Origin of the sequence: Embleya sp. NPDC050493 (assembly GCF_044458105.1) — a bacterium.
Lineage (GTDB): Bacteria > Actinomycetota > Actinomycetes > Streptomycetales > Streptomycetaceae > Embleya.
Map to the genome: position 1 here is coordinate 139033 of NZ_JBITHP010000025.1, position 19325 is coordinate 158357.

17 protein-coding genes are annotated in these 19325 nt (G+C 70.7%); 5 read left to right on the forward strand and 12 right to left on the reverse strand.

Annotated features, from left to right (window positions below):
• Positions 1–55 precede the first annotated feature (55 nt).
• Together ACIBM5_RS35735 and ACIBM5_RS35740 are read right to left on the reverse strand one after the other, a co-directional pair.
• Complete coding sequence (locus ACIBM5_RS35735; protein WP_391586177.1) at positions 56–856, reverse strand: family 1 encapsulin nanocompartment shell protein; 801 nt, start codon at positions 854–856, stop codon at positions 56–58.
• Between the two features lie 201 nt (positions 857–1057).
• Positions 1058–2278, reverse strand: a complete 1221-nt coding sequence (locus ACIBM5_RS35740) for a Dyp-type peroxidase (RefSeq protein WP_396010858.1) — start codon at positions 2276–2278, stop codon at positions 1058–1060.
• Between the two features lie 662 nt (positions 2279–2940).
• On the opposite strand from ACIBM5_RS35740, the gene ACIBM5_RS35745 reads away from it, so the two are divergent.
• The gene (locus ACIBM5_RS35745; protein ID WP_396010859.1) at positions 2941–3579 is read left to right on the forward strand and encodes a DivIVA domain-containing protein; all 639 of its coding nucleotides are present in this window, start codon (positions 2941–2943) and stop codon (positions 3577–3579) included.
• A 246-nt stretch (positions 3580–3825) separates the two neighbouring features.
• Here the strand turns inward: ACIBM5_RS35745 and ACIBM5_RS35750 are convergent, their stop codons facing one another.
• The 7 genes from ACIBM5_RS35750 to ACIBM5_RS35780 all read right to left on the reverse strand — a co-directional run bounded on the left by ACIBM5_RS35750 (position 3826) and on the right by ACIBM5_RS35780 (position 12645).
• Entirely contained in the window at positions 3826–4968 is a 1143-nt protein-coding gene (locus tag ACIBM5_RS35750; RefSeq protein WP_396010861.1) for a zinc-binding dehydrogenase, read from the reverse strand.
• Positions 4965–5273 (reverse strand): putative quinol monooxygenase, encoded by a 309-nt coding sequence (locus ACIBM5_RS35755; RefSeq protein WP_396010863.1) that lies wholly within the window; start codon positions 5271–5273, stop codon positions 4965–4967. Before ACIBM5_RS35755 ends, ACIBM5_RS35750 begins: the two co-directional genes overlap by 4 nt.
• Positions 5270–5956, reverse strand: coding sequence for a glycerol-3-phosphate responsive antiterminator (locus ACIBM5_RS35760; protein ID WP_396010864.1), 687 nt, complete (start codon positions 5954–5956; stop codon positions 5270–5272). Before ACIBM5_RS35760 ends, ACIBM5_RS35755 begins: the two co-directional genes overlap by 4 nt.
• A 28-nt stretch (positions 5957–5984) precedes the next feature.
• Positions 5985–7526, reverse strand: a complete 1542-nt coding sequence (locus ACIBM5_RS35765) for an FAD-binding oxidoreductase (RefSeq protein ID WP_396010866.1) — start codon at positions 7524–7526, stop codon at positions 5985–5987.
• A 79-nt stretch (positions 7527–7605) separates the two neighbouring features.
• Positions 7606–9351: an FAD-dependent oxidoreductase gene (locus tag ACIBM5_RS35770; protein ID WP_396010867.1), complete on the reverse strand. Its 1746-nt coding sequence runs from the start codon at positions 9349–9351 to the stop codon at positions 7606–7608.
• Between the two features lie 222 nt (positions 9352–9573).
• Positions 9574–11106 (reverse strand): FGGY family carbohydrate kinase, encoded by a 1533-nt coding sequence (locus ACIBM5_RS35775; RefSeq protein ID WP_396010869.1) that lies wholly within the window; start codon positions 11104–11106, stop codon positions 9574–9576.
• A 66-nt stretch (positions 11107–11172) separates the two neighbouring features.
• Positions 11173–12645: an MFS transporter gene (locus ACIBM5_RS35780; RefSeq protein WP_396010870.1), complete on the reverse strand. Its 1473-nt coding sequence runs from the start codon at positions 12643–12645 to the stop codon at positions 11173–11175.
• 294 nt (positions 12646–12939) lie between these two features.
• Between ACIBM5_RS35780 and ACIBM5_RS35785 the strand changes: the two genes are divergently transcribed.
• From ACIBM5_RS35785 to ACIBM5_RS35795, 3 genes are all read left to right on the forward strand, one after another.
• Entirely contained in the window at positions 12940–13221 is a 282-nt protein-coding gene (locus ACIBM5_RS35785; RefSeq protein WP_396010871.1) for a hypothetical protein, read from the forward strand.
• Positions 13218–13463, forward strand: coding sequence for a hypothetical protein (locus ACIBM5_RS35790; protein ID WP_396010872.1), 246 nt, complete (start codon positions 13218–13220; stop codon positions 13461–13463). The genes ACIBM5_RS35785 and ACIBM5_RS35790 overlap by 4 nt, the downstream gene beginning before the upstream one ends.
• A gap of 97 nt (positions 13464–13560) precedes the next feature.
• A complete protein-coding gene (locus tag ACIBM5_RS35795; protein ID WP_396010873.1) occupies positions 13561–14553 on the forward strand; it encodes an aldo/keto reductase in 993 nt (330 codons plus the stop codon).
• Between the two features lie 37 nt (positions 14554–14590).
• On the opposite strand, the gene ACIBM5_RS35800 is transcribed toward ACIBM5_RS35795, so the two are convergent.
• The 3 genes from ACIBM5_RS35800 to ACIBM5_RS35810 form a co-directional block, all read right to left on the reverse strand.
• The gene (locus ACIBM5_RS35800) at positions 14591–15256 is read right to left on the reverse strand and encodes an HAD family hydrolase (RefSeq protein WP_396010874.1); all 666 of its coding nucleotides are present in this window, start codon (positions 15254–15256) and stop codon (positions 14591–14593) included.
• A 102-nt stretch (positions 15257–15358) separates the two neighbouring features.
• Positions 15359–16609, reverse strand: coding sequence for a PE-PGRS family protein (locus tag ACIBM5_RS35805; protein WP_396010875.1), 1251 nt, complete (start codon positions 16607–16609; stop codon positions 15359–15361).
• Entirely contained in the window at positions 16602–18716 is a 2115-nt protein-coding gene (locus tag ACIBM5_RS35810) for an AAA family ATPase (protein ID WP_396010876.1), read from the reverse strand. Before ACIBM5_RS35810 ends, ACIBM5_RS35805 begins: the two co-directional genes overlap by 8 nt.
• Positions 18717–18794: 78 nt before the next feature.
• On the opposite strand from ACIBM5_RS35810, the gene ACIBM5_RS35815 reads away from it, so the two are divergent.
• Complete coding sequence (locus ACIBM5_RS35815) at positions 18795–19283, forward strand: winged helix-turn-helix domain-containing protein (RefSeq protein ID WP_396010877.1); 489 nt, start codon at positions 18795–18797, stop codon at positions 19281–19283.
• Positions 19284–19325 lie beyond the last annotated feature (42 nt).

Below are 19325 nucleotides of genomic sequence, written 5' to 3' on the forward strand. Positions count from 1 at the left end.
CGGCTTCGTGTCCCGGCTTCGCGTCCCGGCTTCGTGTCCCGGCTTCGCGTCCCGGCTACGGCCGAGCGAACGCGATCGCGGCCTCGCCCGTGTACATCAGGAAGGTCAGCGTCTCCTGGAAGTACAGCCGCACGTTGTCCTCGTCGTGCGACAGGTAGCCGATCGACAGGTCCTGCCCCAACCGCAACTCGTAGTCGCCGCCTCGGGTGGACAGCGCGAACGCGCCGTCGATCGCGGGTGCCCAGATCGGCTCGCCGCCCAGGATCCGGGTCAGGTGTTGCCGGATCGGGTAGCCGTGATCGGCCGCCTCGTTGACCGCGGTGTACGCCTCCGGGCCCAGCACCAACTGGTACGGGCCGTTGACGCCCGCCAGGCGCAGTTCGGTGAGCGCGCGGCTGACCGCGTCGGGGTAGTCCCGCACCGCCGCCGGCAGCGTCACCGGCGCGTTGCCGGACGCCGCCCTGATGCCCTCGATCGACGCGGCCGCGTAGCCCTCGAAGATCAGCCGATCCTCGGTGAACGCCATCTTGCGCGCGGCGTCCTTGACCGGTTGCCAGTCCGCGTCCTTGGCTCCGCGCTCGACCGCGTCGACCGCGCTGCGGGCCACGGTGAACGGCACACGCAGTTCGATCAGCGGACGGAAGTCCCGGCTGCGCGCCCGTACTCCGTCGGCCGGCGGCGCGAGGTCGGTCAGGTGACCGGTGCCCACGCCGGCCGTCTCGCTGCCGTCCGGGCCCTGCACGTCCACGACCCGGCGGCCGGCGACGTGCCGCTTGAACGTACGTCTGGCCTCGTCCTCCAGATCCGCCCAGGCGGCGTCGGAGACGGGGGCGAGTTCCCGGTGCAGGTTGTTCATGAGGTGGCGCTCCTTTGTCGGGATGGATACGGCGGCGTGGGAACGGCTGCGCGAATACGGCGGCGGGGGGACGGCGTGTGCGGCGTGGCGGTGGTGGGACGGCGAGATGCGGTAGGACGGCAAGACGCGGTGGACGGCGAGGTCTCTTGGGACGGCAAGGCGCGGCCGGACCGGCTTTCGGGGCCGGGCCGCCTTTCCGGCCTAGACGGAGCTGGGGCCGGAGCCGCGCCCGGCACCCGCACCCGCCCCCGCACCGGCACCCGCGCCGAGACCCCCGATGCCCAGCGATCCGTCGGCGGACCGACCCCCGCCGGGAACGGCCGCGGCCCCGGACGCGCCCGACGTCGGCGCGGGCAGCAGCACCGACCCCGGCCCCGAGGGCTCCTCCGCCGCGTCCGACCCGCCCGACCCGAATGCCCCGATCGACCCGGCCGCCCCGACCGCCGCCGCGCGGGCCTCGGTCGGTGCTCCCGGCGGATCCTCCAGGAAGTCCGCGGTCGGTACGAAGAACAGCCCACCGGTGATCGCGGTCGAGAAGTCCAGGATCCGGTCGTAGGTGCCCACCGGATTGCCGATGAACATGTTCCGCAACATCTGCTCCGTGACGCTCGGCGTGCTGGAGTACCCGATGAAATACGTGCCGAACTCGCCGCTGCCGACCGTGCCGAACGGCATGTTGTCGCGCAGGATGTCGCGTTCGGTGCCGTCCGGATCGGTGATCGTGTTCAGCGCGACGTGCGAGTCGATCGGCTTGATCCCGTCGGGCAGTTCGAGGTCGGAGAGCTTGGTCCGGCCGATCACCTTCTCCTGCGCCTCCACCGGGAGCGCGTTCCACGCGCGCATGTCGTGCAGGTACTTCTGCACGATCACGTAGCTCGCGCCGGCGAAGTCCGGGTCGTCCTCGGCGGTGACCGTGATCGCCTCGACCGCGTCCTGACCCTCCGGGTTCTCCGTGCCGTCGACGAAGCCCATCAGGTCCCGCTGGTCGAAGTACTTGAACCCGTGCACCTCGTCGACCACCGTCGCCGCGCCGGCGAGTCGGCCCGTGATCACCGTGGCCAATTCGAAACAGAGGTCCATCGTCCGTGCCCGCAGGTGCAGGAGCAGGTCGCCCGGTGTGGACACCGCGCGGTGCCTGGCGCCCACCAACTCCTCGAACGGGTGCAGCTCCGCAGGACGCGGCCCGGCGAACAACCGGTCCCATGCGAGCGAACCGATGCCGACCACGCACCGCAGTTCGCCGTCCGGAATCCGGAAGCCGACCGAACGGCGCAGTCCGGACAGGTCGGCCAGGAAGTCCCGCACGGTGTCCTCGGCCTCGGCGCCGGGGTCGATGGTCAGGACCAGGAACATCGCCGACTTGGCGGGCGGGCCCAGGATCGATTGCGGCTGGGGCGGAGCGGTCTCCCGCGGCTGGGTCATGGTGCGTGGCTCCTCGCCGATGACGACGCTGGTGACGGATGACGGATGACGGCGCGGGCGACCGGGGCCGGACGGCGCGCGGCCCCGGCGATCGGGCCGACCCCGGTGTCGCCGCGGATGTGGGCGGAGGTGCCGGAGATGCCGGGGGTGTCGGAGGTATGGAAAATCCCGTTGTCGACGATGGTGACGTCCGCGGCGGCCCGGTGGAAGCAGGCTCGCCCACGTTCCGCCGTGTCCGATGTGGAATCCGGCGCCGCCCGGGTCACGTGCCGGACCGAGCCCGGTCCGACGGTGGTCAGCCGGATCCCGTGTCCCGATGCGAACGCCGACGCAACGCATGCCGAGGCCGCCCGGCCGCCGCCACGGTGAACCACCGCGACGGCAGCCGACCGGACCCGGCATCGCTGTCACTCACCACCCACCGCACCACCGCACCACCGCACCACCGCATCACCGCATCACCGCATCACCGCATCACCGCACCACCGCACCACCGCATCATCGACGGATCGCGCCGCGGGCAAACCTGCTCCGACCGGCCCGATGCGGCCGAGCCGATCCTGCCGTTCGCTGCCCCGGCGGCGGCGCCGGGGCGGTTGTAGCCTTCGCGAGCAGGGTCGAGCGAGGTCGACCGGCCGGCCGGCGAGTGCTTGGGGGCGGGAATGCAGTGGAACTTCACGCGGACGCGGCTGCGTGAGGGGTACGCGATCGCCGACGTGGACGCGTTCCTGGCGTTGGTGCGCGGCAGCCTGGACGGCACCGCCGCGGTCCCGCTGACGCCGGCCCGGGTGCGCGAACAACAGTTCGCGACGGTGCGTCTGCGCGAGGGCTACGACGAGGACGAGGTGGACGCCGCACTCGACGAGATCGAGGCCCGGCTGGCGGCCCGTGCCGGGGCGTGGGGCTCGAACGGCTCACGGGGCGCGGACGCACGAGGGAAGCGGGGTACGGACCGCCCGTGGGGCGCGGACCCGGGCGTCGACGCGGACGAGGCTCGTGTGGCGGCCGACCGGTTCGCCGATGCCCGGGCCGAGGCGGACGTGAAGGCGGTGACCCTGCGGCCGGCGGGCGAGCGCTTCGACCCGGTCCGGCGCGGCTACGACCGGGACGCGGTCGACGCCCTGGTGAACCGGGTCGCCGAGGCCCTCCGGAGCCGGGTGCGGCTGTCTCCCGAGGAGGTCCTCGCCGACCGCTTCGACATCACCCGCCGCGGCTACGACCGCACCGGGGTGGACGCATGGCGCGACCGCACCGCCGACCTGCTGATCCGCCGCAGCCTGGACGACGCCCCCGGGGACTGACCGCGGGCGGCGGCCGGCCCGGGCCCGGCCTCGCGCCGGCGGACGTCGCGGCGGCGCGGGTCGGGAGGACGACCCCGCGGGCCCCGTTGCGGCGACCCGGCGGAATCCGTCCGGGCGAGCCCGTCGGCAGGGCCCCGGCCGCAACCCGGCTGGGCCCGACCCGACCCGGGTGAGCCCTGTCCACAGGCCCGGCCCCAACCGGGCTGGGCCCCGACCACCCCGACCGACCAGGCCCCCGGCACCCGCTCACCCCACCGCGTCCGCCCCCGTCCGGATCACCTGCCGGATCGCCTCGCCGCTTGCCAGGGCCTCCATCGCCTCGTTGAGGTCGGTCAGCGGCACCGTCGCGGTGTGCAGCTGCTCGACCGGCATCAGGCCCGCGCGCCACAGCGCCAGGTAGCGCGGGATGTCCCGGCGCGGCACCGCGTCGCCCATGTACGAGCCGATCAGCGACTTGCCCTCGCCCGCGAAGGCCAACGCCGGCACCGCGTCCAGCGTGCGGCCGGGTGCGGGCAGGCCGACCGAGACCACGCGGCCGCCCCGGTCCACCGCGGCCAGGCAGTCCGCGACCACGGCCGCGCTGCCGACCGCCTCGATCGCGACGTCGAGGCCGCCGTCGGTGAGGTCGCGGATCGCGGTGACGGCGTCGGCCGGGTCGTAGGCGTGCGAGGCGCCCAGGCGCAGCGCGAGTTCGCGCTTGGCCGGCACCGGGTCGACCGCGACGATCGGGTACGCGCCGGCCGCCCGCGCGCCGAGCACCGCGGAGAGTCCGACCCCGCCGAGGCCGAACACCGCGACCGACTGTCCGGGCCGGACCGCCGCCGTGTTGATCACCGCGCCCGCGCCGGTGAGCACCGCGCAGCCGAACATCGAGGCCACCGCGAACGGTACGTCGCGCGGGATCGGCACCACCGATTCCTGGGCCACCACCGCGAATTCGGCGAACGCGGAGACGCCGAGCTGGTGGTGCACCACCTCGCCCGCGGCATCGCGCAGCAGCGCGGGCCCGTGCAGGAGCCCGCCCGAGCCGTTGGCCGCCGCGGCGGCCGAGCACAGCGCCGGCCGGCCCTCGTCGCAGCGCGTGCAGTGGCCGCAGCTGGGCACGAACACGAGCGCGACGTGCTCGCCGGGCGTGACCCGGTCCACGCCGGGCCCGACGGCCTCGACCACGCCGACCGCCTCGTGCCCGAGCGCCATCGGCAGCGGCCGGACCCGGTCGCCGTTGACCACGGACAGGTCGGAGTGGCACAGGCTCGCGGCGGCGATCCGGACCAGCACCTCGCCCTCGCGCGGGTCGCCGAGTTCGAGTTCCTCGATCGCGACCGGCCGGCTCGTCCCGTACGGACGCTCGTGCGATATCCCGCGCAGTACGGCCGCGTTGATCCTCACTGGGCGGCCTCGACCGCGGCCCGGGGGGTCAGTCGCACGACGTCCCGACTCTCCAGCAGCGGTACCACCCGGCCGAGCACGATGTCGCGGAAGTGTTCGGAGGCGCAGTGCGCGGTGAAGTCGGCCTCGGCGTCGTACTCCTCGTACAGCACGATCGTGCGCGGGTCCTCGACGCCCTGGTGCACGCGGTAGCCGCGACAGCCGGGTTCGGCCAGCGAACGTCGGGTCATCTCGTCGAGCAGCGCGAGGACCCGGTCCTGCGTGTCGGGGTTGGTGCGGTAGCGGGCGACGACAACAAAACTCACGATGTGTTTCTCCTGCTTGCGGATGAAGCGGATGAAGCGGACGAAGAAGACGGGGAGGAGCCGAGCGCCACGAGCCGGTCGCGGCGCAGGTCCCACAGCCGGGGGTCGGACGTGGCCACCGCGACCGCGCCGAGCGCGAGCGCGGCGGCCGCGTCCTCGGCGGTCTCCACGAAGCCGGCCGCGACGAACGGCGACATCGCGCGCTTGGCCTCGGGGGTCATCCGGGCCACGATCGGCGACGGCATGATCTCGACCAGATCCGGTCCGCCGCGGGCGATCGCGTCGGTGCTGCGGCGCATGTTCGAGCGGTCGGTGACGAACACCTTCTGCATGGTCAGCAGCCCGAGCGGGCGGCCCTTCTCCATCAGGGAGAGTCGGGTGCTGACCATGCCGTGCGCGCCCATCGCCTTGAGGAATTCCAGCGCGCCCTTGTCCTGGGCCAGGCCCGGGCAGCTGTCCACGTTGACGAACACCGTCTTGCCCGCCTTGCCGAGCAGCTGCACGATGTTCGGCAGCTGCCCGACCGGGATGGACGCGAGGATGCACACCTTCGCCGGTGCGCCGAGGAAATTCTGCAATCGCTGGGGTCCGATGATCGACGCGATGACCGGTACGTCGACGAAGGCGGACGACAGCACGGAGGACATCCGGGGCGCGCTCGCGGGGCGGTGACTGGCGTTCATGACCTACCTGCGCTGGGTCTCGGCCGCCTCACGCATCGAAGCGGTTGGGGAGGCCCAGTTTGCCAGGATTGAGTATTCCGGCCGGGTCCAGGGTCTCCTTGACCTTGACGAACGTGTCGAAGCCGGCGCCGAGCGCGGCCGGCAGGTACGGGCCGCGGAGCAGGCCGCAGCCGTGGTGGTGGCTCAGCGCCGCACCCTGGCGGATCAGCACCTCGTTGGCCGCGTCCCACACCGCGCGGTACCACTCGCGCCGCTTGGGCCGGTCCACGTCGCCGCGCAGCGAGAAGTACACGCACGCCCCGTCGGTGTACGCGTGCGACTGGTGCGCGGACGCGGCCAGCGTGCCCGGCACCGACTGGATCGCCGCGACCACCTCGTCGTACACCTCGGCCAGGGCCGTCCACGACCCGGCGATCTCCAGTGTGTCGGCGACGAAGCCGGGGCCGGGGGTGAAGCCGTCGGAGGACTTGCCGACCAGCATCCGGTCCTTGAGCCAGCGCTCGAACACCGCGTCGCTGTCGAGCTCGGGACCGTACGCGAGGCAGACCTCCTCGCTGACCTTCAGCATGGCGTCGACCAGGATCGGGTCGCCCTCGTCCGCGATCAGCAGCAGGTTGGTCTCGGGGTGGTCGAAGTGCACCCCGCTCTCCAGCTTGTCGTACAGGCGCAGCACGGCCGGGGTCGCGCCGCGCTGCATGATCTTGCGGCACGCGTCCAGGCCCTCGGCGAAGGTGTCGAAGCCGAATGCGAGCGCCTTGGCGTACGTGGGCAGCGGGTGCACCCGGATCCGGGCGGAGGTGATCACGCCGAGCGTGCCCTCCGAACCGATGAAGATCTGCCGCAGGTCGGGGCCGGTGGCGGCGCGCGGGTAGTCGCCGTAGGTGGCGCGCGTGCCGTCGGCGTGCACGACGTCGATGCCGACGACCATGTCCTCGATCTTGCCGTAGCGCGTGGAGAGTTGGCCGGCGCCGCGGCAGGCGATCCAGCCGCCGACCGTGGAGACGGCGAACGCGGACGGCCAGTGGCCGGTGGTGGCGCCGTAGGTCTCCTGGAGTTCCTTTTCGAACAGGTCGCCGAACATGCCGGCTTCCACGTCGACGACGAGCGATTCGGCGTCGAAGGAGAGGATCCGGTTCAGTCCGCACAGGTCGAGCACGACGCCGCCGTGCACGGGCAGCGCCGCGCCGGTGACGTTGCTGCGGCCGGCCGAGGCGGTGACCGGGATGCCGGCCGCGTTGCAGATCCGCAGCACCTCGGCGACCTGGTCGGCGTCGATCACCTCGACGATCACCGCGTCGGGGGTGGCCGGGCGGCCGTCGGTCTCGCCGATCATGGTGCCGGCCCACCAGTCGCGGGTGCGGGTGACCACGTCGGCGCGGTCGGTGTGCACGGCCTTGGCCGCGCCGCGCAGGTCCGCGATCACCGACTCGGGGACCTCGACCACGGTGCCCTGGAGCGAGGCGTCGCCGTCGCCGACCGGGGTGTTGCGGGCCCATTTGGGCGGGGTGGGCGCGCCCACGATGTAGTCGCCTCGGTTGAACGGGTTGGTGATGGTCTGCCTGCTGATCACTGCTGTGCTCCTTCGGGTCCGGCGAGTCGTCGGGTGCTGCGAGTACTGCGAGTACTGCGGGTGCTGTGCCTGCCGCCGGTCATGGGCGTTTCGCGGGCGCGGCGGCGCCTGCGGACGCCTTGGGTGCCCGAGGCGGCGCGGCTGCCGCGGATGTCTCGGAGTCGCCGAGCAGGACCGCCTTCTCGTGCCGCACGGCCGCGAGGTAGTCCGCGACCTGTCGCTCGATCTCCGCTTCGGACAGGCCCAGTTCGGCGCCGAGCAGGCGGCCGACCTCGGGTGCGGCGGCGGCGGAGGCGTCGCGGGCGAACAGGCGCGAGCGGGTACGCCGGGAGAGCACGTCGTCCACCGAGCGGGCCAGTTCCGAGCGGGCCGCGTAGACCACCTCGGCCCGGATGTACGGCATGCCCGCGACCACCGGCTCGGCCAGCGTGGCGTCCTCGGCGAGCAGGTCGGAGACGAATCGGGCCTCGGTGCCGTAGCGCTCGCCCAGGTGTGCGGCCAGACCGCCGGAGGCGGCGATCGCCTCGGCGTCGTAGCCGGCGCCGCCGATCAGCGGAAGGTTGGCGGTGCGGCTGCGGCCCTTGCGGCCGAGCACCTCCATCACCTTGTCGATCACCAGTTCGCCCATGTGCCGGCTGGTGGTGAGCTTGCCGCCGGTGACGGTGACCATGCCGCCGCGACCGACGGCGATGTGGTGGTCGCGGCTCATGTCGAGGGTGGCGCCCTCCTTCTTGCCGACCAGCGGACGCAGCCCGCCGATGCTGCCGACCACGTCGTCCGGGGTGAGCTTGCCCTCGAACGCCGTGTTGGCGCCTTCGAGCAGGAACTCCATCTCCGGGCGTGTGCAGTGCACGTCGTCGACGGACCCCTGGTAGTCCTCGTCGGTGGTGCCCAGCACGACCGCGTCGCCCCAGCGTGTGCAGGTCGCCCGCCGGGCCCGACCGGGGATGGGCACGGTGACCGTGCAGTCGATCCGGACCTTGCTCCACGGGACCACGATGTGTACGCCCTTGGCGGGCCGTACCTGCGGCGCGTGCCCGGCGTCGGCCATCGCGTCGACCGCGTCGCTCCACACGCCGGTCGCGTTGACCACCGCCGACGCGCGCACGTCGAACCGTTCGCCGTCCACCTCGACCCGGGCACCCGCGGCACGGCCGCGCTCGTCCAGGACGCGGTCCACCTTGGCGCCGTTGAGCACGGTGGCGCCCAGCGCCGCGGCGGTGCGCACGATGGTCAGCACGAGCCGCGCGTCGTCGGCGCGGCCGTCGAAGTACATCAGCCCGCCCTTGAGGTGGTCCGCGCGCAGCGTGGGGGCGTGCGCGAGCACCTCGTCGACGGTCAACCGCTGGTGCAGCTTGCCGATCCGCCAGCCGCCGACCAGGTCGTAGGTCCACAGCAGGCCCTCGAAGCCCTTGGCCAACCGGGCGTCGAAGATGCCCTCCTTCTCCAGGATCGGGAACAGGAACGGCAGCCGGTGCACCAGGTGCGGTGCGTTCTTGCGGAAGCGGTGCCGCTCCAGCAGCGAGTGCCGGACCAGGTTGACGTTGCCCTGCTCGATGTAGCGCAGGCCGCCGTGCACCATCTTGGACGACTTGGAGGAGGTGCCCGAGGCGAAGTCGTCCTTCTCCACCAGGGCCACGTCCAGACCACGCGAGGCCGCGTCGAGTGCGGCGTACGCGCCGGTGACGCCGCCGCCGATCACGAGCACGTCGAACACGTGGTCCGCGAGCCGGCGCTTGGCCCGGCTCCGGTCGAGAAGCAGTGGCTCCCCTCTCGTGGCCGCCGCTGACGCACGCCGAGGCTTGCGGGCGGGCAAGGTGATCACAACATCAACTCCTGGGATCTGTCCGGCGGTTCGATGACCGGACCGCCGGGTGGTACGTGGTGCGGGTGGCCTCGCGGCCGGCCGGGGGCGGCCTGGGGTGAACGGCCGGGGGGTCGGTGGCCCGGGGTCGGGCCGCCCGGGTTTCGGGCGGCCTCGGGCGGGTGGTCGAGGTCGGACCGCGCCGTGGGTGCTCGCGCGGCCGGCCGGCGCGGTCCGCGTGCCTCAGTCGAGGTGCGGCGCGAGCACGGTCCGCCACGCGGTCCGTTGTTCCTCGCGTTGTTCGGGGGTGGTGGTCGGCGCGAAGACCCGGCCGCGCGGTTGCGCCTCGACCACCTCTTCGAGCGAGGACCACAGGCCCTCGCGGACACCTGCCAGGTAGGCGGTGCCGCGCAGGCTCGCGGTCGCCGAGTCCGCGGCGCGCTCCAGCGGCAGGCCGACGATGTCCGCCTGGATCTGCATCAGCGTGTCGCTGCCGGCCACGCCGCCGCCCACCCGCAATCGCGCGAACGGTGCGCGCATCGTCTCGGCGACGCCGTCGATCAGGTCGCATACCGAGTGCGCGATCCCGTCCAGCACGGCGCGGGCCACGTCCGCCCGGGTGGTGGCCAGGGTCAGGCCGCTGAGCGCGGCCTGCGCCTCGGGCCGCCAGACGGGGGTACGGATCCCGGCCAGCGCGGGCACGAACCACTCGCGCCGGCCCGACCCGGCGTGCCCCTGGGCTTGGGCGGCCAGTTCGCCGATCTCCGCCGGTGAGGCGAAGAAGCCCAGGTCGTCACACAACCAGCGCAGCGCCGATCCGGTGGTGGAGCAATACGCCTCCAGACTGAAGTGGGTGGTCGAGCCCTGCCGCCAACCGGGCTGGGCCAGGACTCCGGTCACGCCCGGGATCGGCAGCGCGGGGGTGTCCCCGGTGGCCGCGTCCACGAACGTTCCGGTGCCGTACACGCACATCCCCTGCCCGGCGGCCAGCCCGCCGAGCGCGATCAGCGCCGCGTGCTGGTCGCCCATGACCGCGGCCAACGGCAGGTCCACGCCCAGGAGTTCCGGGTCGATCCGGCCGTAGCCGAGGTCGTCGTCGGCGAACAGATCGGGCAACAGGTCGAGCGGGCAACCCAGTTGCCCGATCCACTCACGATCCCAGGCGTGTTCGCGGAGCAGGTAGGCGCCCACCGAACCGGCGTTGCTCGCCGAGACGGCGTGCGCGGCCCCGCCGGTGAACTTCCAGGCCAGCCAGGTGTCCACGGTGCCGAACAGCAGTGCCCCGGCGGCGTGCGCCGCGGCCACCTCGGGCTGCTCGGCGATCTGCCGGGCGGCCCACAGGAACGGCGCCCTGCTGCCCACCGGCCGGCCGAGCCGGGCGGTCAGCGGCTCGTCCCACTGCGCCTCGTAGGCGAGCAGGTCCCGGGCGTACCGCCGGTCCTGCCACACACAGGCCGGCACCAGCGGTCGGCCGGTGCGCCGATCCCACAACATCGCGGTGGCCCGCTGGGTGGACAGCGCGAGTGCGGCGATCTCGACGTCGTTCGCGCGCGCCCAGGCCAGCGCCTCGCGACAGACGGCCAACGTCGCGGTCCAGATCTCCACCGGGTCCTGTTCGACCGAGTGTTCGTCGGGATGCCGCACCGCGATCTGCCGGTACGCCACGTGGCCCACCGTCCCGGAGTCCAGCACGACTCCGGCCCGGGTCCCCGTGGTGCCCTCGTCCACGGACAGGATGCCGAGGCGCCGTCCGGGAGCGTGCAACGTCTTCGTCATCACAGCCCTTTCGGTCCGAAATATCCGATTCCAAGCTCCGCGTGAGTCTTTCGCGGGAGGTCTCCGTCAGCGGGTGACCAACGCGGGATTCGCGGGATTCGTCGGATTCGCGGGCGACTCGGTGAGCACCGGCACGTCCGGGTCCTCGTCCGGGGAGACGGCCCGGCTCGGGTCCCACTTGATCGCGATGCACGTCAGCAGGCCCAGCAGCGGCACGATGGCCAACACCAGGAAGGTCTTGTCCAGGCCGATGCCGTCCTTGATCTGCGGGAACAGGTACAGCCCCGCCACGCTGCCGAAGCTGCCGATCATCCCGGTGACGCCGGTGCCCAGGGTGCGCACCTCACTGCGGTAGGACAGCGCCGCGATGGACTTGCCGTTCGCGCCCGGGCCGGCCGAGTGACAGAAGATGAACATCGCCGGGAGGATGAACGCGATCCAGGTCGGCACCCGGTCGAACGTCAGCCCCATGGCGACCAGCATCACGAACACGCCGCCGAAGCCGATCGCCGAGCTCATCCGCAGGCCCAGCTTGCGCGCGAAGTACGCGGAGAGGATGCCGCCGACGATGCCGAAGGCGTTGAACACCATCGAGCCGAGGGTGGCCTTCTCGAAGCTGTTGCCGAAGATCGCCAGGCTGATCACCGGCAGGTACCAGCCGACCGCGAAGTACTGCATGGACTGGCCGAGCGAGATGGCCGAGGAGAGCAGGGTGCGGGGCAGGTACTTGCCGCGGAACAGGATCCCGGCCTGCCTCATGCCCACGTTCGGCGGCACCTCGTCCGCGTCCGCGTCGTCGTGCACGGCTCCCGCGGCGGCCGGCTTCGCGGCGACGGCCTCGATCCCGTAGATCCGGTGCAGGTTGCGCACCGCGTCCTCCAGCCGACCCTTGGTGGCCAGCCAGGTGGGGCTTTCCACGAGGAAGGCCCACTGGAGCACGAACAGGGACAGTGCGATCACCCCGGCCGAGCCGACCGACCAGCGCCAGATGTCCGCGCCGACGTCGAACTTGAAGCAGATCAGGGTGAGCAGCAGGTTGCCGGTGGTGGCGATGTACCAGATGCCCTGCCACAGGTTGAGCCGCCCGCGCAGCGTCTTGGGCGTGTACTCGGCGAGCAGCGCCATCGCCACCGCGAAGTCGACGCCGTAGGCGATGCCGACCAGGACCCGGCCGATCCACACGACGGTGAAGTCGTCCGCGGTGGCCGCGATCACCGCGCCGGCCAGCGCGAACAGCTTGGCCATCAGCAGTGGGGGCACCCGCCCGATCCGGGTGGCCAGCCACCCGCCGATCGGGTTGAACAGGATTGCCAGGGCCGGCGCGGTGGCGGTGAGGATGGAGACCTGAGTACTGCTCAGGTCCATCTGCTTCGTCATCGGGGCGAGCCCGGCGCCGAGCGCGGCGTTGGAGTACGCGTCGAGGAAGAGGCCCCCGAACACGAGGAACCAGATGACCTTGGCCCGACCGGAGATTCTCCCCAGTCGGTCGATGAGCGCGACGACGTCCTTGACGCCTCTGACGCTCTGCTGCTGTGCCATGTACCCGTCCTCTGAAAAAAGGACCAGTCGGCGACACGCGAGCGCTAACGCGTAGGAGGGCACAGCGAAGCCACCGACAGGTGGTCTTCGTCTGTTCCTGCCAAAGAATGATCTGGACCTTATGAGGGACATTTGGGGGTGTCAAGAGTGCGTAAACGAACGAACCCGGTTCCCGCCGCGCCCGGCGGACACGGCGCGCAGGGGGCGCCTGCCCCGTCCGTGTGCGCCGGCTGTCGAAAACGCCCGGTGCGATGTCAACCTGGAAAGCCTGGATCAGAGACCGAGGAGAAGCACATGGCCGGCAAGATCACCGTGGTCCGGGGTGAGGCGATCACCCTCCCCGAGACGCTCGCCGAAATCCGCGCCGCGTTGCCGCCCGATCAGCGGGATGCGTTCGACGAGGAGATGTACAACACGCCCCTCGACCAGATCGAGCGCCGTGCGCTCCTTGGTTGGGCGCTGCCGCCCGAGGCCCACGAGGAGGACGAGGAAGCCGCCGCGCGCATCCGGGCCGGCGACTACAGCGGGATGTACGACAACGAGGGCAATCCCGTGGAGAGGCGAGGGCGGCCGTGAGCTACTACATCCAATACACCGATGCTGCCGAAGCCGGCCTCGCCAAGGTCGACGACGCCAGGCGTCGGGAAATCAAGAGCACCGCAGACCGCACCATCGGACGGGACCCCTACGGCCACGGTTCCACCCCCGTACGCGGCAACCGCGATCGCCGGGAAGCGACGGTGGCCGGGGCGATCTTCCTCTACGAGGTGAGCGCCGGCGTACTCGTCGTATCCGTGCTGCGTGCCGTGGCGATCTGATCCCGCCCGGTATCGATCGCCGAACCGTTCGAGAGCACGCCTCGGTCGGCGGCGGAATCGGGTGTCGGCGGGGCCGAGCTCAGGCGAAGATGGGGGCATGATCCACTCTGCTGCCGATGATCGTTACGAATCCATGCGTTATCGCCGGGCCGGGCGTAGTGGGGTCAAGTTGCCCGCCGTCTCGCTCGGGCTTTGGCACAACTTCGGGGACACCCAGCCCATGGAAGTGCAACGGGCGGTGCTGCGACGGGCCTTCGACCTCGGGGTGACGCACTTCGACCTGGCGAACAACTACGGGCCGCCGTACGGCTCGGCCGAGGCGAACTTCGGGGTGCACTTCCGTGCCGACTTCCGGCCCTATCGCGACGAGATGTTCATCGCGTCCAAGGCCGGTTGGGACATGTGGCCGGGACCGTACGGCGACGGGGGCTCGCGCAAGTATCTGCTCGCGAGTCTGGACCAGTCGCTCGCCCGGATGGGGCTCGACTACGTCGACGTCTTCTACTCCCACAGGTACGACCCGGAGACCCCGCTCGAAGAGACGATGGGCGCGCTGGACACGGCCGTTCGCTCCGGGCGCGCGCTGTACGCGGGCATCTCCAACTACGGACCGGAGGAACACCGCCGGGCGGTCGCGATCCTGCGCGACCTCGGCACGCCGGTGCTGCTCAACCAGTCGGCGTACTCGATCCTGGATCGCGAACCGGAGCAGGGTGTACTGGACGCGGTCGGCGAGACCGGAACCGCGCTGATCGCCTATTCGCCGCTGGCCCAGGGGCTGTTGACGGACCGATACCTCGACGGCGTACCCGCCGATTCGCGGATGGCGGTGGGCCACTTCCTCACCCGGAACGAACTCACCGAGGAACGACTGACCCTGCTGCGCGCCCTGAACGAGCTTGCCCGGGGCCGCGGGCAGACCCTCGCGCAGCTCGCGCTGACCTGGATCCTGCGCGACGAGCGGGTCGTGTCGGTGATCGTCGGGGCAAGCAGCGTACGGCAGTTGGAGCAGAACCTGTCCGCCGTCGGGCAGCCGGATCTGACCGCCGCGGAGATCGCCGAGATCGACCGGCTCTGCGCCGCGCGCTGACGAACGCAACGCCGGCCGGCCGCGACACCGGCCGCGATCACCCTTGCGGTACCGGGGACTTGCCCAGATCCCCGGCCTCGATCGAGGCCAGGGAGGCGACCACCGTGCGGCCCGGTGCGGACGCGATCGCAGTGGTCGAGGACACCGCCAGCACGGCGCACCCGGCGGCCTCCGCCGAGGTGACGCCGACAATGGTGTCCTCGACCGCGACGCACGCGCTCGGCTCGACCCCGAGCGCGGTCGCCGCGGCCAGATAAGGGGCGGGGTCGGGCTTGGTCCGCGCCACGTCCTCGGCCGCGACGGTGACCGCGAACCGGGCCGACCCCAACGCGTCCCGCACCAGGTCCACGACCCGACGCGGCGACGCCGACACGATCGCCAACGGCACCCCGACGGCGGACAGCCCGTCCAGCAGCGCCAGGACCCCCGGCAGCGGCTCGATCCGAGCCTCCACCCGGGTCGTGAACGCCGCGTCCAGCGCATCCGTCAGCTCGTGCACACACGGCGCCTCGGCGACCACCTCGTGCAGGTAGCCCGCCGTGTGCCCGATCCCGTGCCCGACCACATCCGCCGCGTCCGTCTCCCCCAACACGTAGCCGACCCGCCCGGCCACGTCGGCAACCGCTTCCCACCACAACTGCTCGGTGTCGACGAGGGTCCCATCCATGTCGAACAACACGGCGGCGGGCAAAACGGCGAACACACTGACTCGTTTCGATGGGCTTGGCAGGACGTAGTGGGAACGCTGCCAGACCGATGTGATCTGCACACCACACCGGGGTTGCCATCACATGAACGCGCGAGCTCAAGCGGTGCCCTGCATGCCGATCCGCGTGAAACAGGCCGCCATCTGGGCAACTGCAATGTCACTCGGCGGCTCCCCTGTGTGGATGCCCACGAGATCGATCGTGCCGAGCCGCCCGCGAGGGCCAATCACCCGTAGTGTGCGACTGGTAGCGCCATTCGGGGCCGGATGCACGATGACGGCATGGGCCTGCGCCGGATCGCCGTACCCGGCCGCATAGGTGAGCAACTGGTGCACATCATCGGCACCCACACTCTTGGTGGCGTACGCCTTGTACTTGGCATCCACCGGCAGCCAACCACTCAGGCCGGGCAGTGCAACCAGGGCATCCGGGGGGAACGGTGGGTGGGTTCGTAGATCGCCGACGACCCGAACCACCTCATTCGCTGCCGGCACCGTAAGACCACCGGCCGCGGTGCCGGCCAACCGGCGAACCACCCTCTCCCACAGCGTGTTCATGTTCAGCAGCAGGCTGCCGGCGGGCAACCCGGCGTCCGTGAACAGGTCGGTAATGCCGCCACCGTCGAGGATGGCGCGGGCCCACGCATGCGCGGACCGGTAGTGCATGTCGAGGCGGTTGTGCCGAGCCCGGCGGAGCACTCGGATGGCCTCGCCTGCGGGTAACGGTGCCGGGAACTCGCGCAGCGTTTCGACGGCGTCGAGAACGACAGCCGGATCCTCGGCAAACCGGACCGCCTGTGCCAAGGCCGAGGCGCAGACCTGGTTCTCCCAAGTAGCCGAATCACGTTCGAAGGTACGCACGTGCAGTCGGTCGATCTGCCCATAGCGTCGGCCGACCTGCGCGGCGATGTCGAGGCGACCTCGCAGGACGGGAGCCACACTGTCGCACGCGACGTAGTCCCGGCGCAGCCCGCGCCGCAATAGCTTGCGGCACTCCGCGACGAGCGCTGCGGCCACCAGGTCGGGCACCCCGAGCGGGCCGATCTGCCACGCCCTCGGCGTCGGCGGATGCGGGACGGCCGTGTCCACCGCGTAGGCCAACCATTCGATCAGCCGGTCTTCGCCGAATGCGATCTTGGGAACGAGAACCAGTCGGATGCGCTCCAGCACGAGCACGCCCACAGTCGACCTGTTCTGAATTCGCCAACCTGTGCGTAGTGGATAGACATGCAGACGGTTCTGCTCGGCCAGCGCTCGCAGCAGGACAAGGTCGACCCGGCTCAGCGCACCATGGTCCAGGTCCGCGCTCGTGTACTCGCCGATCCGGACCTCGTCGAGCGCCTTACCCATCGACGTCCTCGGAGTCGACGCCACCGAACTCGGCGGCAAGGTCGATGACCAAATCGGCGGGCGCCATGTGTCGAACAGGACGTCCCGTCTCGGGATCGAGCAACCTCCCGAGTATCTCCCTCATCAACTCGGCTCGCCCGAGGGTGTAATCCTCCAGGAGCGGAACGATGTCATCGTAGAAAACGGCGCTGAGCTGGGATTCCGTCCCCAGCGGCTCGCCGCCCGCCAGTAGATACGCGTGACCGATGCAATGATCCGTACCAAGGTTCAGGGTCAATCGGGAGTTGAGTTCGGTAAGGAACGCGCCGAGGTTCAAGGCCCCGATCGAGCCGGAAACGACCTCTTCGTCCGGAGGCACCTCGACGAACGCAAACCGGCGGCGGATCGCCCAGTCGAGGTGCCCGACACTGCGGTCCGCAGTATTCATGGTGCCGATGATGCGGACATTTGATGGGACGACGAACGGAGCGTTGCTCACCGGGAGCGTCACCGCAAATCCCCGTTTGTCGGTCTCCAGGAGCGTCACCAATTCACCGAAGATTCGCGGTAGGTCACCGCGGTTGATCTCATCGATGACGAGGAGGAACTGCTCGTCCGGCCGCTTGCCGGCCGCGGTACAGACGGTATGGAAGGTGCCTGCGGTCAATGCGAGTGACAAACCCCCGCCCGGGGCCGGTGCCGGCGTCGGTTTGTAGGCTTCGACGAAATCGCCGTAGTCGTATGACGGATGGAAGGTCACCATGGTGACCCGCTCGTCGGCAAGGAGCTTCCCGATCGCCTCGTCTCGGTCGACGGGCGCGGCCTCGATGGCATCGGCGAAGCCGCTCAAGGCCAGGGCGGCGCTCAAGGCCAACCGGGTTTTGCCGGTTCCCGGAGGTCCGTACAGGATCACCTGCCCCTTGCGTTCCAACGCGTCCAGCACGCGCTTCACATCCGCCGGCGGATCGACTGCGCCTGCCGTGTCCGGCACCACGTCACTGGTGATCTGCCGCCCGGCCTTGATGGTCTTCCAGAGTTGCTGACTGACTTTACCGAACGTCTGACGCCAGCCACCTTGTTCGGATTCGAGCCGCTGGGCGTACGTTTCGTCCCAGACCACGGCCACTCGGTGGCGCCCCTCCTCGCGCGAGGCGTCGTAGGAGTACCCGTCGTCGGTAACCTGTCCCACCGCGAGGATTTCCGACAGCCCGCGGTTCGCGACCACCAAATCGCCGGGCTGCAAATCTCGATATCGCAGGAGCAGGCCCGCCAGGCTCAGATGGTAGGCAGGGCGGCTCCGGTGTGTTTGCTCCAAGGCGTCACGAAGCTCGGCGTCGTTCTTGAATTGCGCAAGGTCACCGAGCGTGTCCCAGCCGACGTAGATGTAGCCGTCGTCGCGGCAGTCCGGCCACCACACGGCTTGCGCACCAGGGGCGACCTTGAGCATTGTCGGGACTGCCGGCCTCGGATCGAAGGCGTCGTACAACAACGCGGCAAGTTCGTCGGGTTGCCATCCGTCGACCTCTGGCCGCTCGCTCAGGATTTTCCGTAGGTGGCGATTCAGCCGCCAAGTGGCTGCCCCGGGAGCCGGCGTACCGCCCACCGTTGCGATGAAGTGGCGCAGGTGTGCGGCGGAGTAGATGGGCAGGAACGAAGCCGGAAAGTAGGTCGCGAACGTCTTGGTGACCAACGCGGGGCCGTATTGCAGGATCGGCAGGCTGTCGAGTCGATCCCAGGCCCCTTCCTCGACATGCCGAAAACCGGCGACGAACTCCCCCCTCAGGCGCTGCCACGCTTCGTCCGGAGGCATGCCGTGTAGTGGCTTGGCCATCCGCCACTCGCCACTGCGGTGCCAGAACATGATGTGTTTGGCCGAACTGCCACCTTTCATGCTTCCGATCGCCGGCGTGCGGAACTCGATCAACTGGCAATAGGGCGGCTTGTCCTGGTCGCTCTGATCAAGGCCAAGCGCGTACCGCTCCAGCGGTAGTTGGGGCCACTCCTCGATCGGAAACCTGGCCTGGACGTCGGCGCGTTCGACGGTCGCGGCGGCCAGTAACTCGGTAACGGCTGCCGCCGTGCGGTCGAACGCTCGGACCGCTGCTGCGAATGTGTCGTCATCGGTCATGCGGCCACTACTGACGTTTCCGGGTCCGATTGACGGTGTGTCAAATGTGGGCATACCTGCCGTATGGGGAGCTCGGGGATGACCCCGGTGGAGCGGGATCGCCGGGAGAAGTTGCGGTTGCGGGCGGCGGGTTGGTTCGCGGAGGGTGTGTCGCAGGCGGAGGTGGCGCGTCGGTCGGGCGTGTCGCCGCAGGCGGTGTCGGTGTGGCATCGCGCGTGGGTGGACGGCGGGGTGGACGCGTTGCGCTCCGCCGGCCCGCCCGGCACTCGACGGCGTCTGTCGGACGAGGGCTTCGCCGAGGTGGCGGCGGTTCTCGAGGCCGGGCCGGAGGCATCCGGGTTCACCGGGCAGATCTGGACTCTCGCGCGGGTCGGGCGGGTGATCACGCAGGTCACGGGGGTGGTGTACGCGTCGCCGTCGAGTGTGTGGCGTCTGTTGAGGGCGCACGGCTGGTCGCGGCAGCGGCCGGCCCGGCGTGCGTGGGAACGGGACGAGGAGGCGGTGACGACCTGGAGGAGCACGGTGTGGCCCCAGGCAAAACCACCGCGGAGCGAACAGGTGCGGTGATCGTCTTCGCCGACGAGACCGCACTGTCCCTGCTGCCTCCGG